Genomic DNA, 12,822 nt, shown 5'->3' on the forward strand with positions numbered 1-12,822 from the left:
TGCCACATCGAAAAGCCCCTGTCAAGGCAGCTTTTCCGCCTTGACAGGGGCTTTTCGATGTGGCGACCGTGAGGTGATCAGCGAGACCCTCCCCGCCCCACCACGCAAACGCCCTACTTGTTGGTCCCAGACCCCTTGTAGTCGTTGGTCACTATCAAGATCACACCGGCAGCGGCGTGATTGATCCCGTCGAACCGGGGCTCGACCCGAGCCTTCAGCGCATCGCCGAGTGCCCGTGCCGACGCTTCCTCGTCCGTCCCCGGCCGGAAGTACACGGTGGTGGTGGGGATCTGCCCCTGCGAGTAGTTCCCGGTCTCCGACACCTCCCACCCTGCGCGCTTCACGTCGTCGGACGCGCGGGCGGCCAGGCCGGTGATGGTGCTGTTGTTGTAGACGCGCACCGCCACCTTGGTGACCTGCGCGGGTGGGTTCGACGCGGGTGGCGTGGAGGTGGTCGCCGGTGTGGCGGTGGTGGTGGGTGGCGTCGTCGTGGTGGCCGGGGGCTGCGACGACGGCTGCTCCGACGCGGAGGCGGACGCCGAGGCCGGCGGTGCCGTCGACGACTGAGCGGCGGGTGGTGGTGTGTCGGACGAGCCGCCGCTGAACAGCGACACGACGCCGATCACCAAGGCGACGGCGGCGACACCCAGAAGGGCGAACCCGGCGGCCTTGGCCGGGCGGGATGCGGGAGCTGTGTCCGGCGAGCTCACTCGGCACTCCTGGAACGCGCGCGGACCTGGGCGCGGGTGCCTCGGACACCGCGCAGGCGTTTGACGAGCAGGGGTTCGGCCGCGACCGCGGCTTCCTTCTCGATCAGGGTGTTGAGCAGCTGGTAGTACCGGACGGCGGACATGTCGAACAGTTCCCTGATGGCCTGTTCCTTGGCACCCGCGTACTTCCACCACTGGCGTTCGAACGCCAGCATCGTCAGTTCCCGGCTGGTCAACCCGTCAGCCGGAGCGAGCGCCTCTGCGGCTTCCATCTGGCTCCTTGCGGTAACCACACGCCTGTCATTCGTGCGGGGTGCATTACATCACGTGATCGTTCCAACCTACCGCTCGACACCGACAGTTTCGGGTCGCTTAAGGTCTGGCCCATGGCAGTGCACCGGATCCGGATCGCGGGCGATCCTGTTCTCCACAACCCGACCCGCCCGGTCGAGACCTTCGACGACGAGCTGCGCGCCCTGATCGAAGACATGTTCGAGACGATGGCGGCGGCCGAGGGCGTCGGGCTCGCGGCGAACCAGATCGGCATCGACCTGCGGGTCTTCGTCTACGACTGCCCGGACGACGAGGGCACCCAGTTCCGCGGGGTCGTGTGCAACCCGGTGCTGGAGACGTCCGAGGTCCCGGAGAGCATGCCGGACCCCGAGGACGACTTCGAAGGCTGCCTGTCGGTGCCCGGCGAGGCGTTCCCCACGGGCCGCGCCACGTGGGCGAAGGTCACCGGGCTCGACGGCGACGGCAAGCCCGTCGAGGTCGAGGGCACCGGGTTCTTCGCGCGCTGCCTGCAGCACGAGACGGACCACCTCAACGGCCTGCTCTACCTGGACCGGCTCATCGGCCGCAACAAGCGCGACGCCAAGCGCATGATCAAGGCCAACGAGTGGGGTGTCCCCGGCCTGTCCTGGGACCCGTCCGAGGAGATGCCGGCGGAGTTGCTCGACGAGGACGACGACTAAAACCCGGTTGCCCCCACCAGCCACCATTCAAGGCATGGTGGACAACCTGGCCGCGCTGATCGCGGCGTCGTTCCTGATCGCACTGTCGCCCGGCCCCGGTACGGCGCTGGTCCTGCGACAGTCGGTGCACGGACGCCGCAGCGCGCTGGCCACGGTCATCGGCATGGAGGTCGGCGTCGCCTGCTGGGCGGTCGCGGCCGCGCTGGGACTGTCCGTCCTGCTCACGGCGTCGGAGTTCGCCTACCACGCGCTGCGCATCGGCGGCGCGCTGTTCCTGATCTACCTGGGCGTCAAGGCGCTGCTCAGCAAGGATCACGGGTTGGAGGCGGCGCCGACGAACAAGGCGTTCCGGTCGGGCCTGATCGTGAACCTGGCCAACCCGAAGCTGGGCGTGTTCGCGATCTCGTTCCTACCGCAGTTCGTGCCCGCCGGGAGCACCGGCAAAGGGGTTCTCCTGCTGTTCGCCGCCGTCTGGGTGCTCGTCGACACCGCCTGGTACCTGGTCGTCGTCGCCGTGCTGCACCGCGTCCGCGCCCTGCTGAGCCGCTCGCGCGTCCGCCTTGCGCTGGAGAAGATCTCGGGTGGCGTGCTGCTGGCGCTCGGAGTCCGGCTCGTACTCGACCCGCGTTGAGATCGGGTTGCCCCTGCGCCAGAACAGCTCGGGCAACCCGGCCAGCTCCTCGAGGTCCGTGCACGCCGCCAGCGCGGGATAGCCGCCGCCGAGCACGTGTGCGCGGATCCGGTCCAGGTGGTGCGGTTCGACGGCGTGCCCGGCCACGAGGAACGGCAGCAGCAGGCGCCACGTCTGCACGACCGTCGCCCGCCTGCGGTGCGGTGCGCGCATCGCCGCGCGGGCGACGCGCAGCAGGTGTTCGTTGCCGTCCATCGTGTGCGGATGCGCCGTGTGGTCCCACGACCACCTGCGTTCCTCAGTGACGGCGCAGCGCACGCACTCGACCGGCCCGGTGCCGAGCTCGGCACCGCAGCGGGAGCACGCGAGCAGCGTCATGGCCCAGTCGACGCAGGTCCACGGGTACTTGCCGACGTCGGCGCCGACCACGAGCTCGGCCAGCTCGCGGTCCGCGAGCTGCTCGGCGGTCCGCAGGACCTCCCAGTCCGCCAACCAGAACTGGTCGAGCAGCTCCGCGCAATATCGGCAGTCGGGGTAGCCGCGACCAGCCAGTTCACCGCACGAAGGGCACGCCGAGACCACGGCTGGACGTTCTCCGCGTCGCGCGCCGGGTGGATACGGCTGGTGATCAGCCACGCGCAAGAGCGTAGGCCCAAACCGCCCCCTTGGCAGCCACGCCGCGCCCTGACTATGGTCGGGCGGACAACTCAAAACGCGGGAGCTCGCGCTGAAGCGGGCTGAGAGGGTGACTGGAGCTGGGCTCCGGCGTCACCGACCGCCTGAACCTGACCGGGTAATGCCGGCGTAGGGAGGAATGTCGTGACGGCACTTGACGACCGCTCTGTCCGACCGAACGTGACCACCGGCCCGATCTCGGGCTCCCGCAAGGTGTACCGCGACGGTGTGCCTTTCCGCAGGGTGGAACTGACGAACGGCGAGCACGTCGACCTGTACGACACTTCCGGTCCGTATACCGACGACAACGCCACCATCGACGTCCACAGTGGACTCAAACCGCTGCGTGATGAGTGGATCAGCGCACGTGAACCGGTCGGCGGGGCGGTGACCCAGCTCGCGTACGCCAAGGCCGGGATCATCACGCCGGAGATGCGTTACATCGCGACCAGGGAGAACATCGACGCGGAGTTCGTGCGCAGCGAGGTCGCCATCGGGCGCGCGGTCATCCCGTTGAACCGCAAGCACCCCGAGGCCGAGCCGATGATCATCGGCAAGAAGTTCCTGGTCAAGATCAACGCGAACATCGGCAACTCGGCCGTGTCGTCGTCGATCGAGGACGAGGTCGACAAGATGGTGTGGGCGACCCGGTGGGGCGCGGACACGATCATGGACCTGTCCACCGGCAAGCGCATCCACGAGACCCGCGAGTGGATCATGCGCAACTCACCGGTCCCGGTCGGCACCGTGCCGATCTACCAGGCGCTGGAGAAGGTCAACGGGGATCCGGAGAAGCTGTCCTGGGAGGTCTACCGGGACACCGTGCTCGAGCAGTGCGAGCAGGGCGTCGACTACATGACCGTGCACGCGGGCGTGCTGCTCCGCTACGTCCCGCTGACCGCTCGCCGGGTGACGGGCATCGTCTCGCGCGGCGGTTCGATCATGGCCGCGTGGTGCCTCGCGCACCACAAGGAGAGCTTCCTCTACACGCACTTCGAGGAGCTGTGCGACATCCTGCGCACCTACGACGTGACGTTCTCGCTCGGCGACGGCCTGCGGCCCGGCTCGATCGCGGACGCCAACGACGACGCGCAGTTCGCCGAGCTCAGGACGCTGGGCGAACTCACGCACATCGCGCGCGCCAAGGACGTCCAGGTGATGATCGAGGGCCCCGGCCACGTGCCGATGCACAAGATCGCCGAGAACGTCCGGCTCGAGGAGGAGTGGTGCGGCGAGGCGCCGTTCTACACGCTCGGGCCGCTGGCGACGGACATCGCGCCCGCGTACGACCACATCACGTCCGCGATCGGCGCGGCGCAGATCGGCTGGCTGGGCACGGCGATGCTCTGCTACGTCACGCCGAAGGAGCACCTCGGCCTGCCGAACCGCGACGACGTGAAGACCGGCGTGATCACGTACAAGATCGCGGCGCACTCGGCGGACCTGGCGAAGGGCCACCCCGGCGTCCAGGACTGGGACGACGCCTTGTCGAAGGCGCGCTTCGAGTTCCGCTGGGAGGACCAGTTCAACCTGTCGCTCGACCCGGACACGGCTCGCTCGTTCCACGACGAGACGCTGCCCGCCGAACCGGCCAAGACGGCGCACTTCTGCTCGATGTGCGGGCCGAAGTTCTGCTCGATGAAGATCACGCAGGACGTGCGGCGCTACGCCGAGGAGCACGGCCTGTCCACTGTGGACGCCATCGAGGCGGGCATGGCGGAGAAGTCGAGCGAGTTCGTCGACAGCGGCACGAAGGTCTACCTGCCGGTGGTCGAAGCGTGACCAGCACTCCCCCTCGTGTCCTCACCATCGCCGGAAGCGATTCCGGCGGTGGTGCGGGCATCCAGGCCGACCTCCGCACGCTCTTCGCGTGCGGGGTGCACGGCTGCACCGCCGTCACCGCGGTGACGGTGCAGAACTCGTTGGGCGTCACGGGTTTCGTCGAGATCCCGCCGGACGTCGTCGCCGCCCAGATCGAGTCCGTCGCGGGTGACATCGGCGTGCAGGCCGCGAAGACCGGCATGCTGGCGAGCGCGGCGATCATCGAGGCCATCACGCCCGCGCTGGACCGAGTCGGCATCGGACGGTCCGGCATCCCGTTCGTGGTCGACCCGGTCGCGGCGTCGATGCACGGCAACCAGCTGCTGGCGGACAACGCGCTGGACGCGTTGCGGGGCCTGCTGTTCCCGCGCGCGACGCTGGTGACGCCGAACCTCGACGAGGTGCGGCTGATCACCGGCATCACCGTTCGCGACCGCGCGGACCAGCGCAAGGCCGCGGAGGCGTTGCACGCCATGGGCCCGGCGTGGGTGCTGGTCAAGGGCGGACACATGTGGGACGACCCGGAGTGCCTCGACCTGCTGTTCGACGGCCGCGAGTTCATCGAACTCCCCGGCCCGCGCTACGACACCAAGCACACCCACGGCAGCGGTGACACGCTCGCGTCGTCGATCAGCTCGGCGCTCGCTCGCGGGGCGGACGTGCCGGAGGCGGTGCGGTTCGGGAAGAACTTCATCGTGCGGTCGGTCGCGGCCGCCTACCCGCTCGGCGGCGGGGTCGGTCCGGTGTCGCCGATGTGGCGGCTGCCGGAGGCGTGAACGGGCCGTTCACGGATCGGGTTCGCCCGGAACCGGCCTCGGGCCACCGGAATTGTCAGTGGCAGCTGGGAGAATGAAATCAGGGGACCCCCTGGCGGGGACGCCTGCGCAGCTGCGGCTGCCTGTGAGCTGGTGTGACCGCGGCTGTCTGCGGTCAGTCGCGGCCGCCTACCCTCTTGGCGCCGGTGAGGGGCCGGTGTCTCCGATGTGGAGGCTCGACGGGTGGGGGACCGATGGGCTCGGACGCCGAGTTGTTCCTGTTCGAGCACGGCCGGTACCTCGACGAGGTCGTGCCCGCGTTGACCGAGCTGACGAGCACCGGCGAGATCCGGCCGTGGCTCACCGAGCTGATCGAGGCCGTGCCCGCGGACCCCGATGACGACTTCACCTGGCGCGACGAATGGGTCGGCGAGCTGCTCCCCCACATCCGGGAGCACCCCGGAGCACTCGCACGGCACTGGACGGAGTGCGGCGCGCAGCCGAGCTGCGACGTCGACTCGTGGATCCTCAACCTGTTCGAGGAGCTGGTCGAAGCCGCGGTCACGTCGCGCTGCCTCGGCGAGCACCGGTTCGTCGGCCGGACGATGTCCACGCTGCGCTATCGGCAGGCTTTGGCGGACATGAGAGTCGCCGACGACGACCCGATCCGGGGCCTGCTGAGCTCACTGGCGTCACGGGGCCGGGCGATCGGCCACCGGCCGGTCGGTGGCACCGAGGGCATCCACGGTTGGTTGTCGCCCGAGGAGACCGCCGACCTCGCTGATCGTCTCGGCCGGCTGCCGGTGGACGCCGCGGCGGATGAGCTCGCCCGGTGGGGCCTTCCCCGCGTGCGCGCCACGGCCGTCACGGCCGCCGAGAACGGCTCGGGCCTGTTGTGGGGCAACGACGTGTTCGTCGAGGAGCATCAGCTGCCGGAGGAGCGCAGGGCGTTGCCGATGGGCAGCCTCGACAGGTAGCCCTCGTACATGGCCCGGAGATCGGTGGTCTCCGGGTCGAGCAGCCACACCGTCAGCGCGCCTTCGAGGAACGCGATCAGCTCCACCGCGCCCGCATCACCCAGGTGCGCCGCGAAGTGCTTGCGCAGCAACCGGTTGCGCGTGCGGAACCGGTCCCGCACCTCCGAGGAGACCGCCAGGTGCTCAGCCTGCAGCACGGTGTGCAGCGTCGCGAGTCCCTTGTGCGCCATCGTGTACTCGGCGTCGTCGAGCAGCGCCTGGACGAGGTCCTTCGACCTCACACGGGCCGCGGCACGCGTGTCGAACTCGTCGAGCACCGCGTTGAGCAGGTTCTCCTTGGAGCCGAAGTGGTGGATCACCGCGGACAGCGTGACCCCGGCCGCCTTCGCGATGGCCGCGACGCCCGTTCCCGCGTACCCGTTGCGCCCGAACAGCTCGATCGCGGCGTCGACGATCCCGCGGCGTCGCTCGACGCCGCGCTGCTGCACCTGCCCCTTGATCCCGACGATGAAAAGAACTTTACCCAGCCCATTAGACTGAACAACCATGCAGGAAAATGAGGTCAAGACGGAGATCGTCATCGCGGCCGCGCCGGATGACGTGTGGCGGGTGCTGGTGGACTTCGCGGCCTACGCGGAGTGGAACCCGGTCATGGAGTACCTGGCGGTGTCCGGCACGAAGACCAAGGTCAGGGCGGCCAAGGGCACGCCTGCCGAGCGGGACTTCGACGGCGAGATCACGTCGATGGAGCCGCACGTGCTGAGGTCGCAGGGCGGTGATCCGGCGCTGTTCTTCGGCAGGCACCGCTGGGAGCTGCACGAGCACGGGTCCGGCACGCGTCTCGTGAACGCGGAGTCGTTCAGCGGCCCGATGGTGCAGGCCGTGCTCGACCAGACCCGTGACGTGCTCGTCGCCGAGTTCGACGCCTTCAACGCGGCGCTGAAGGCGCGTGCCGAGTCACTTTGACTCTTCGCCGACCAGGGTCTCGAGCGCGTCCAGCGCGCTGCACAGCGCGGACTGGTGTTCCGGCGACAGCTGTTCGATGCGGCGCTGCAGCTCGCGCACCCGCGCGGACCGCACGCCGGACACCATCGTCTCGCCTTCGGGCGTGGGCGTGGCGAGCCACGCGCGACCGTCCTGCGGGTCCGGCTCGCGACGGACGTAGCCGGCCTCGACGAGCGCGGCGACGATCCGGGAGAGCGTCGGCGGGGCGACGCCCTCCTTGGTCGCGAGGTCGCCGAGCCGCATGGGGCCGCAGCGGGCGAGCGTGGCCAGCGCGGAGACCGCGCCGGGGCCGAGTCCAGGGGATCCGGTGCGGCGCAGCAACCGGGCCAGCCTGCCGATCGCCAGGTACAGACGCGCCGTCGCGTCCTCGACCTCGGCGTCAATGGGGGCCGTCACGGCAAGCGTCCTCCTGTGTTGGTTGCCCGCGCTCCGCGAGGGCAGCGAGGCCCGCAGGGACCTCACGTTCATTCAGTAGAAGGAGACAGGTTAGAGGGCGGGGGAGGACGCCTGTGCCCAGAACCTCTGCGGAATTCGTCCGGCCAGCCGAGCGAGCCTGCCTCCGTCGACTGCAGAACGCATGGCGGCGGCCATTCGTTCCGGGTCCTGCGCTCGGGTGACGGCGGTGGCCAGCAACACGGCTGAGCAGCCCAGTTCCATGGCCAGCGCGGCGTCGGAAGCGGTTCCGATGCCCGCGTCCAGCACGACGGGGACGGACGCGCGCGCGGTGATGAGCTCGATGTTGTGCGGGTTGCGGATGCCCAGGCCTGTCCCGATAGGCGACCCGAGCGGCATCACGGTCGCGCAGCCGACGTCCTCGAGCTTCTGCGCCATCACCGGATCGTCGTTGGTGTAGGGCAGGACGACGAACCCGTCGTCGACCAGGCGTTCGGCGGCGTCGAGCAGTTCGATCGGGTCCGGGAGCAGAGTTCGTTCGTCCGCAACGACTTCCAGCTTCACCCAGTTGGTTTCCAACGCCTCACGGGCGAGTTGCGCGGTCAGCACGGCTTCCGCGGCCGTGCGGCACCCGGCGGTGTTGGGCAGCACGCCGATTCCCAGTCGCCGCAACAGGTCCAGCACACCCGTGTTGCCGGCGGCGTCGACCCGGCGCATGGCGACCGTCGTCAGCTCCGTGCCGGACGCGACGAGTGCGCGTTCGAGCACGGAGAGGTTCGACGCGCCACCGGTTCCGGTGATGAGCCGCGACCGGAACTCGCGTCCCGCGATGATCAGCGGATCGTCCACGTCAGCCTCCCTGCACGGCGGTGAGCACTTCGACGACGCTGCCGTCCGCCACCGGGGTCGACGCCCACGCCGCGCGCGGCACGACGGTGCCGTCCAGCGCGACGGCCACGCCGGACGACGGCGCGCCGGTCAGTTCGACGACGGCGGCGACGGTCGCCCCGTCCGGCAGCTCCCGAAGCGAGCCGTTGACCCGTGCGTTCACGGTTTCCCTCCTCTGAGCAGCGCGAGCACCCGCTGCGCCGTGATCGGTGCGAGCAGCAGGCCGTTGCGGTGGTGGCCGGTCGCGGCGATGACGCCCGGTTCGAGCCAGTCGATGACGGGCACGTTGTCCGGGCTGCCCGCGCGGAACCCGACGTCGCACGACGTCAGCGCGTACTCGGCGATCCCTGGCAGCACGACTTCCGCGTCCCGCAACAGGTCCCGCACGCCGGCGACGGTCACGTCGGCGTCGAAACCCGCCTCGTACTGGGTCGCGCCGAGCACCAGCCCGCCCGCACGCGGCACCAGGTACACCGGCCGTCCCTCGACGTGCGCGCGGATCGTCCGCGTCGGCGGCGGCAGCGCGCCCGGACGTGCGGACAGCCGGAGGATCTCGCCCTTCACCGGGCGGATCACGTCGCGCAGCGCGGGGTGCAGCGAGCCGCTCCACGCCCCCGCCGCGATGACCGTCACATCGGCATCCACAGTGGACTCGAACCGCACACCCGCTGTGACGCAAGCACTCCGCAGCGCGTCCAGCAGCACGACGTTGTCCACCGCGAGGTCACCGGTCAGCAGCCCGCCGCGCACCGCGGGTCCCAGCGTCGGCTCGAGGCGGCGGATCTCGCGCGACGTCAGGCGTTCCGCGCGTTCGCGGAGGTACACGGCCAGTTTGTCCAGCACCTCGAGGTCGGCGCGATCGGTGGCGACGGCGAGCGTTCCGTTCTCCAGCAACGGAACGCCCAGTTCGGCGGCGAACGAAGGCCACATCTCCAGCGAGCGGACACCGAGGTCGAGCACGACCTCCTCGCCGGGCCACGCCTCGGTGACGGGCGCCAGCATGCCGCCCGCGACGCGCGAACCGGCGTGCGGCGAACCGTTGTCGGACACGGAGACGGAGAACCCGGCGCGCGCGGCGAACCAGGCCGCGGACAGGCCGATGACACCGCCGCCCAGGACGGACACTTCCACGGTCAAGGCATTCACGCTCCCTGCGCCGGCATGACCCGGATCAGGTTCGACGGTCGGAGCGAACCACGCTCCCTCTCAGCCCGGTTTTCTCCAGGCTCCCGTGCGGACCAGATCCCACCGTAACGGTTACGGTGCGACCGTGCCAGGACTCGACGGAAACCTGATCAGGCAACGGCTCGCCGACGCGAAGCTCTACCTCTGCACGCCCAACCGGCCCGACCTCGCGGAGTTCGTCGACGCCGCGCTCGCGGGCGGCGTGGACGTCGTGCAGTTGCGCGACAAGGGACTCGAGGCGCGGCAGGAGATCGCGGCGCTCGAGAAGATCGCGGGCGTCTGCGAGGACCACGGCGCGCTGCTCGCGGTGAACGACCGCGCGGACGTCGCGTACGCGGTCAAGGCCGACGTGCTGCACCTCGGCCAGGACGACCTGCCGGTCGCCATCGCCCGCCACGTCGTCGGCGACGAGATGGTCATCGGCCGCTCCACGCACGACGTCGAGCAGATGCGCGCGGCGTCCACCCAGCACGGCGCGGACTACTTCTGCACCGGCCCGTGCTGGCCGACGCCGACGAAGCCGGGCCGTCCCGCGCCCGGACTGGACCTCGTGCGGGCGACCAAAGGCTGCATCCGGCCGTGGTTCGCGATCGGCGGCATCGACCACGGCAACATCGGCCAGGTCATCGAGGCGGGCGCGACCCGCGTCGTCGTGGTGCGCGCCATCACCGAGGCCGATGACCCGAAGGCCGCGGCAGAGTTGTTGAAATTTGAACTAAACCGCGTACGCTAGATGACGTGACACCTGTGCTGTACCTGAGCCACGGGGCTCCCCCGCTGGCTGACGATCCGACGTGGACCAAGGAGCTCAACGACTGGTCCAGTGCTCTCCAGCGCCCGGAGGCCGTGCTCATGGTCTCCGCGCACTGGGAGGAGGCGCCGACGACACTCGGCGCGACCACCACCGTGCCGCTGACCTACGACTTCTGGGGCTTCCCCGAGCGGTACTACCAGGTCACCTACCCGGCGCCCGGCGCACCGGAGCTGGCCGCAGACGTGCGCAAGCTGCTCGGCGGCCACGTGTCGCAGGACGAGGCGCGCGGGCTCGACCACGGCGCCTACGTGCCGCTGAAGGAGATGTTCCCGGACGCGGACGTGCCGGTGCTCCAGATGTCGATGCCGACGCTGGACCCGCGCGAGCTGCACGAGATCGGCCGCAAGCTGGCACCGTTGCGCGACCAGGGCGTGCTGATCATCGGCAGCGGCTTCATGACGCACAACCTGAGCTGCGTGAACTTCGCGGCGGGCCCGGACTACGCCCCGCCGTCGTGGTCCGCCGAGTTCGACGACTGGGCGCACCGCGCGCTGGCCGCGGGCGACGTGGACTCGTTGCTGGACTTCCAGACCAAGGCACCGGCGGCCGGGATCGCGCACCCGCGGACCGAGCACTTCGCGCCGCTGTTCGTCGCGCTGGGCGCTGCAGCGGACGAGAAAGCCCGTACCAGCGTTGAAGGCTTCTGGTACGGGCTCTCGAAACGATCTGTTCAGTTCAGCTGAGCGGTCAGCCCGTCACGAGGCGCAGGCCGTAGCGCGACAGGATCGGGTTCACCGGCTGGTAGTACGTGGTGCCACCGGTGCGGCAGTTGCCCGAACCACCCGAGGTCACGCCCTGGGCCTGGGTGCCCGAGATCCACGAACCACCGGAGTCGCCCGGCTCCGCGCAGACGTTCGTGCGGGTGAGACCGCGCACGGTGCCCTGCGGGTAGTTCACGGTCGAGTTCTTCTGCTGGACGGAACCGCAGTGCCAGCCGGTCGTCGAGCCGGAGCGGCAGATCGCTCCGCCGACGGCCGTCTCGGTCGAGCCCTTGACGAGCACGTTCGCGCCGCCGTAGCGGTTGACCCACCCGCGCGGCGTCCAGTTCGCGTTGGTGCGCACCCAGGCCATGTCGTTGCCGGGGAACACCGAAGCCGCGTAAGTGCCCTGTGCGACGCGGTTGAAGCCCTGGGTCGCGGTGCCCGCGCGGCCGCAGTGGCCTGCGATCACGAAGCCGCCCTGGACGGAGAAGCCGAGCGAGCAGCGTCCGCCGCCCATGTAGACCGCGTCACCGCCGCGCAGGTCGTACAGCGTGGTCGGGGACTCGGCCACCTCGACGACCTTGACGGCCGGACTGAGCGACTTGGCGGTCTGGATGAAGCCCTCGGTGCCCGCCGCAGCGTTGCGGTTGACCTCGACGACGACGCTGTTGGTCGTCTCGTCGACGTGCCAGCCGGTGACGCCCGCGGGTGCCTTCGTCGCGTCCAGCACGGCCTTGGTGCCGTTGAGCTGGCGCTGCGAGTGCTGGACGACCTTGACGTCAGCGCCGTCGACGGTCACGCCGGACTTGGTCGTGGCGACCGTGAGCCGTCCCGACGTCTGGTCGATCCAGGCGCCGCCGAACGTCTCACCGAGCTGTTGAGAAGCTTTGCTCGCGACCTCTCCGGAACGCGCGTCACTGTCCAGACGGACGCGCAGTTGTTCGGCGTTCAGGCCCAGATCGCGCTGGACCGCCTGGAGCAACTCAGGCGAGTAGCTCTCCGTATCGGAAGAGCTTGCGGCGACTGGTGCGGCGCTGTCCGCAAACGCCGGTACGCTGAGAGCAGTCACGACTCCGGTGGCGAGAACAACGGCACCGGCCAAACGAGCCGCACGTGTGCGGTTCATCAGACGTCTCCCTCATCTTCGGGTGCAGGGGAACCCGAGAGTTGGTTGCAGGGACCACTCCCGGGGGCTCTAGGGGGACGGGTGGTGGGGCGGCGGCAGGGGTCGCCCCACCCCTCCAAATCTCCTGGTCAAACCACTTCGGGCGCTGCGCGTCAGTGGGAATCCCA

At 69.7% G+C, this 12,822-nt stretch carries 16 protein-coding genes and 2 riboswitches; of the genes, 8 read left to right on the plus strand and 8 right to left on the minus strand.

The features are described 5' to 3' along the window. Positions 1 to 113: 113 nt before the first annotated feature. On the minus strand, positions 114 to 710 hold the full coding sequence (locus tag FKR81_RS15730) for a LytR C-terminal domain-containing protein (RefSeq protein WP_146352596.1): 597 nt from the start codon (positions 708 to 710) through the stop codon (positions 114 to 116). Then, positions 707 to 982 carry a DUF3263 domain-containing protein gene (locus tag FKR81_RS15735; protein WP_146352598.1) on the minus strand — a complete coding sequence of 92 codons (276 nt, stop codon included), beginning with the start codon at positions 980 to 982 and terminating at the stop codon, positions 707 to 709. Before FKR81_RS15735 ends, FKR81_RS15730 begins: the two co-directional genes overlap by 4 nt. 114 nt (positions 983 to 1,096) lie before the next feature. Here FKR81_RS15735 and FKR81_RS15740 point away from each other — a divergent pair, with 114 nt between their 5' ends. The 5 genes from FKR81_RS15740 to FKR81_RS15765 all read left to right on the plus strand — a co-directional run bounded on the left by FKR81_RS15740 (position 1,097) and on the right by FKR81_RS15765 (position 6,543). Then, positions 1,097 to 1,684, plus strand: coding sequence for a peptide deformylase (locus FKR81_RS15740; RefSeq protein ID WP_146352600.1), 588 nt, complete (start codon positions 1,097 to 1,099; stop codon positions 1,682 to 1,684). Positions 1,685 to 1,718: 34 nt separating this feature from the next. Then, the gene (locus FKR81_RS15745; protein WP_146352602.1) at positions 1,719 to 2,315 is read left to right on the plus strand and encodes a LysE family translocator; all 597 of its coding nucleotides are present in this window, start codon (positions 1,719 to 1,721) and stop codon (positions 2,313 to 2,315) included. A gap of 704 nt (positions 2,316 to 3,019) precedes the next feature. Next, positions 3,020 to 3,143, plus strand: a riboswitch (TPP riboswitch). After that, on the plus strand, positions 3,135 to 4,772 hold the full coding sequence (thiC, locus tag FKR81_RS15755) for a phosphomethylpyrimidine synthase ThiC (RefSeq protein ID WP_146352604.1): 1,638 nt from the start codon (positions 3,135 to 3,137) through the stop codon (positions 4,770 to 4,772). Its footprint overlaps the riboswitch before it by 9 nt. Continuing rightward, positions 4,769 to 5,587: a bifunctional hydroxymethylpyrimidine kinase/phosphomethylpyrimidine kinase gene (gene thiD / locus FKR81_RS15760; protein ID WP_146352606.1), complete on the plus strand. Its 819-nt coding sequence runs from the start codon at positions 4,769 to 4,771 to the stop codon at positions 5,585 to 5,587. Before thiC ends, thiD begins: the two co-directional genes overlap by 4 nt. Positions 5,588 to 5,820: 233 nt before the next feature. Then, positions 5,821 to 6,543 (plus strand): hypothetical protein, encoded by a 723-nt coding sequence (locus FKR81_RS15765; protein WP_146352608.1) that lies wholly within the window; start codon positions 5,821 to 5,823, stop codon positions 6,541 to 6,543. Here the strand turns inward: FKR81_RS15765 and FKR81_RS45810 are convergent. Continuing rightward, a complete protein-coding gene (locus FKR81_RS45810; protein ID WP_186762994.1) occupies positions 6,492 to 7,091 on the minus strand; it encodes a TetR/AcrR family transcriptional regulator in 600 nt (199 codons plus the stop codon). The genes FKR81_RS15765 and FKR81_RS45810 overlap by 52 nt on opposite strands. Between FKR81_RS45810 and FKR81_RS15775 the strand changes: the two genes are divergently transcribed. After that, positions 7,090 to 7,509 carry an SRPBCC domain-containing protein gene (locus FKR81_RS15775; RefSeq protein WP_146352610.1) on the plus strand — a complete coding sequence of 140 codons (420 nt, stop codon included), beginning with the start codon at positions 7,090 to 7,092 and terminating at the stop codon, positions 7,507 to 7,509. The genes FKR81_RS45810 and FKR81_RS15775 overlap by 2 nt on opposite strands. Here FKR81_RS15775 and FKR81_RS15780 read toward each other — a convergent pair. The 4 genes from FKR81_RS15780 to thiO form a co-directional block, all read right to left on the minus strand. Beyond that, on the minus strand, positions 7,501 to 7,944 hold the full coding sequence (locus FKR81_RS15780) for a MarR family winged helix-turn-helix transcriptional regulator (protein WP_235921572.1): 444 nt from the start codon (positions 7,942 to 7,944) through the stop codon (positions 7,501 to 7,503). The two genes, FKR81_RS15775 and FKR81_RS15780, sit on opposite strands and share 9 nt — an antisense overlap. 90 nt (positions 7,945 to 8,034) lie before the next feature. After that, on the minus strand, positions 8,035 to 8,790 hold the full coding sequence (gene thiG, locus FKR81_RS15785) for a thiazole synthase (RefSeq protein ID WP_146352612.1): 756 nt from the start codon (positions 8,788 to 8,790) through the stop codon (positions 8,035 to 8,037). Between the two features lies 1 nt (position 8,791). Then, positions 8,792 to 8,992 (minus strand): sulfur carrier protein ThiS, encoded by a 201-nt coding sequence (thiS, locus tag FKR81_RS15790; RefSeq protein WP_146352614.1) that lies wholly within the window; start codon positions 8,990 to 8,992, stop codon positions 8,792 to 8,794. Then, positions 8,989 to 9,966, minus strand: a complete 978-nt coding sequence (gene thiO / locus FKR81_RS15795) for a glycine oxidase ThiO (protein ID WP_146352616.1) — start codon at positions 9,964 to 9,966, stop codon at positions 8,989 to 8,991. The genes thiS and thiO overlap by 4 nt, the downstream gene beginning before the upstream one ends. Then, positions 9,961 to 10,072: riboswitch (TPP riboswitch) on the minus strand. (Overlaps the previous gene by 6 nt.) Before the next feature lie 27 nt (positions 10,073 to 10,099). Here thiO and thiE point away from each other — a divergent pair. Then, positions 10,100 to 10,747: a thiamine phosphate synthase gene (thiE, locus tag FKR81_RS15800; protein ID WP_146352618.1), complete on the plus strand. Its 648-nt coding sequence runs from the start codon at positions 10,100 to 10,102 to the stop codon at positions 10,745 to 10,747. 5 nt (positions 10,748 to 10,752) lie between these two features. After that, positions 10,753 to 11,511 (plus strand): dioxygenase family protein, encoded by a 759-nt coding sequence (locus FKR81_RS15805; RefSeq protein ID WP_146352620.1) that lies wholly within the window; start codon positions 10,753 to 10,755, stop codon positions 11,509 to 11,511. Between the two features lie 4 nt (positions 11,512 to 11,515). Here the strand turns inward: FKR81_RS15805 and FKR81_RS15810 are convergent, their stop codons facing one another. Continuing rightward, complete coding sequence (locus FKR81_RS15810) at positions 11,516 to 12,511, minus strand: S1 family peptidase (RefSeq protein WP_328593143.1); 996 nt, start codon at positions 12,509 to 12,511, stop codon at positions 11,516 to 11,518. Positions 12,512 to 12,822 lie beyond the last annotated feature (311 nt).

Source organism: Lentzea tibetensis, from assembly GCF_007845675.1.
Taxonomy (GTDB): domain Bacteria; phylum Actinomycetota; class Actinomycetes; order Mycobacteriales; family Pseudonocardiaceae; genus Lentzea; species Lentzea tibetensis.

What these genes read in the sequence shown, in the direction of transcription:
- FKR81_RS15735 (WP_146352598.1), bottom strand. Translation starts at nt 982, where the DNA reads ATGGAAGCCGCAGAGGCGCTCGCTCCGGCTGACGGGTTGACCAGCCGG.
- FKR81_RS15740 (WP_146352600.1), top strand. Translation starts at nt 1,097, where the DNA reads ATGGCAGTGCACCGGATCCGGATCGCGGGCGATCCTGTTCTCCACAAC.
- FKR81_RS15745 (WP_146352602.1), top strand. Translation starts at nt 1,719, where the DNA reads ATGGTGGACAACCTGGCCGCGCTGATCGCGGCGTCGTTCCTGATCGCA.
- FKR81_RS15765 (WP_146352608.1), top strand. Translation starts at nt 5,821, where the DNA reads ATGGGCTCGGACGCCGAGTTGTTCCTGTTCGAGCACGGCCGGTACCTC.
- FKR81_RS15775 (WP_146352610.1), top strand. Translation starts at nt 7,090, where the DNA reads ATGCAGGAAAATGAGGTCAAGACGGAGATCGTCATCGCGGCCGCGCCG.
- FKR81_RS45810 (WP_186762994.1), bottom strand. Translation starts at nt 7,091, where the DNA reads ATGGTTGTTCAGTCTAATGGGCTGGGTAAAGTTCTTTTCATCGTCGGG.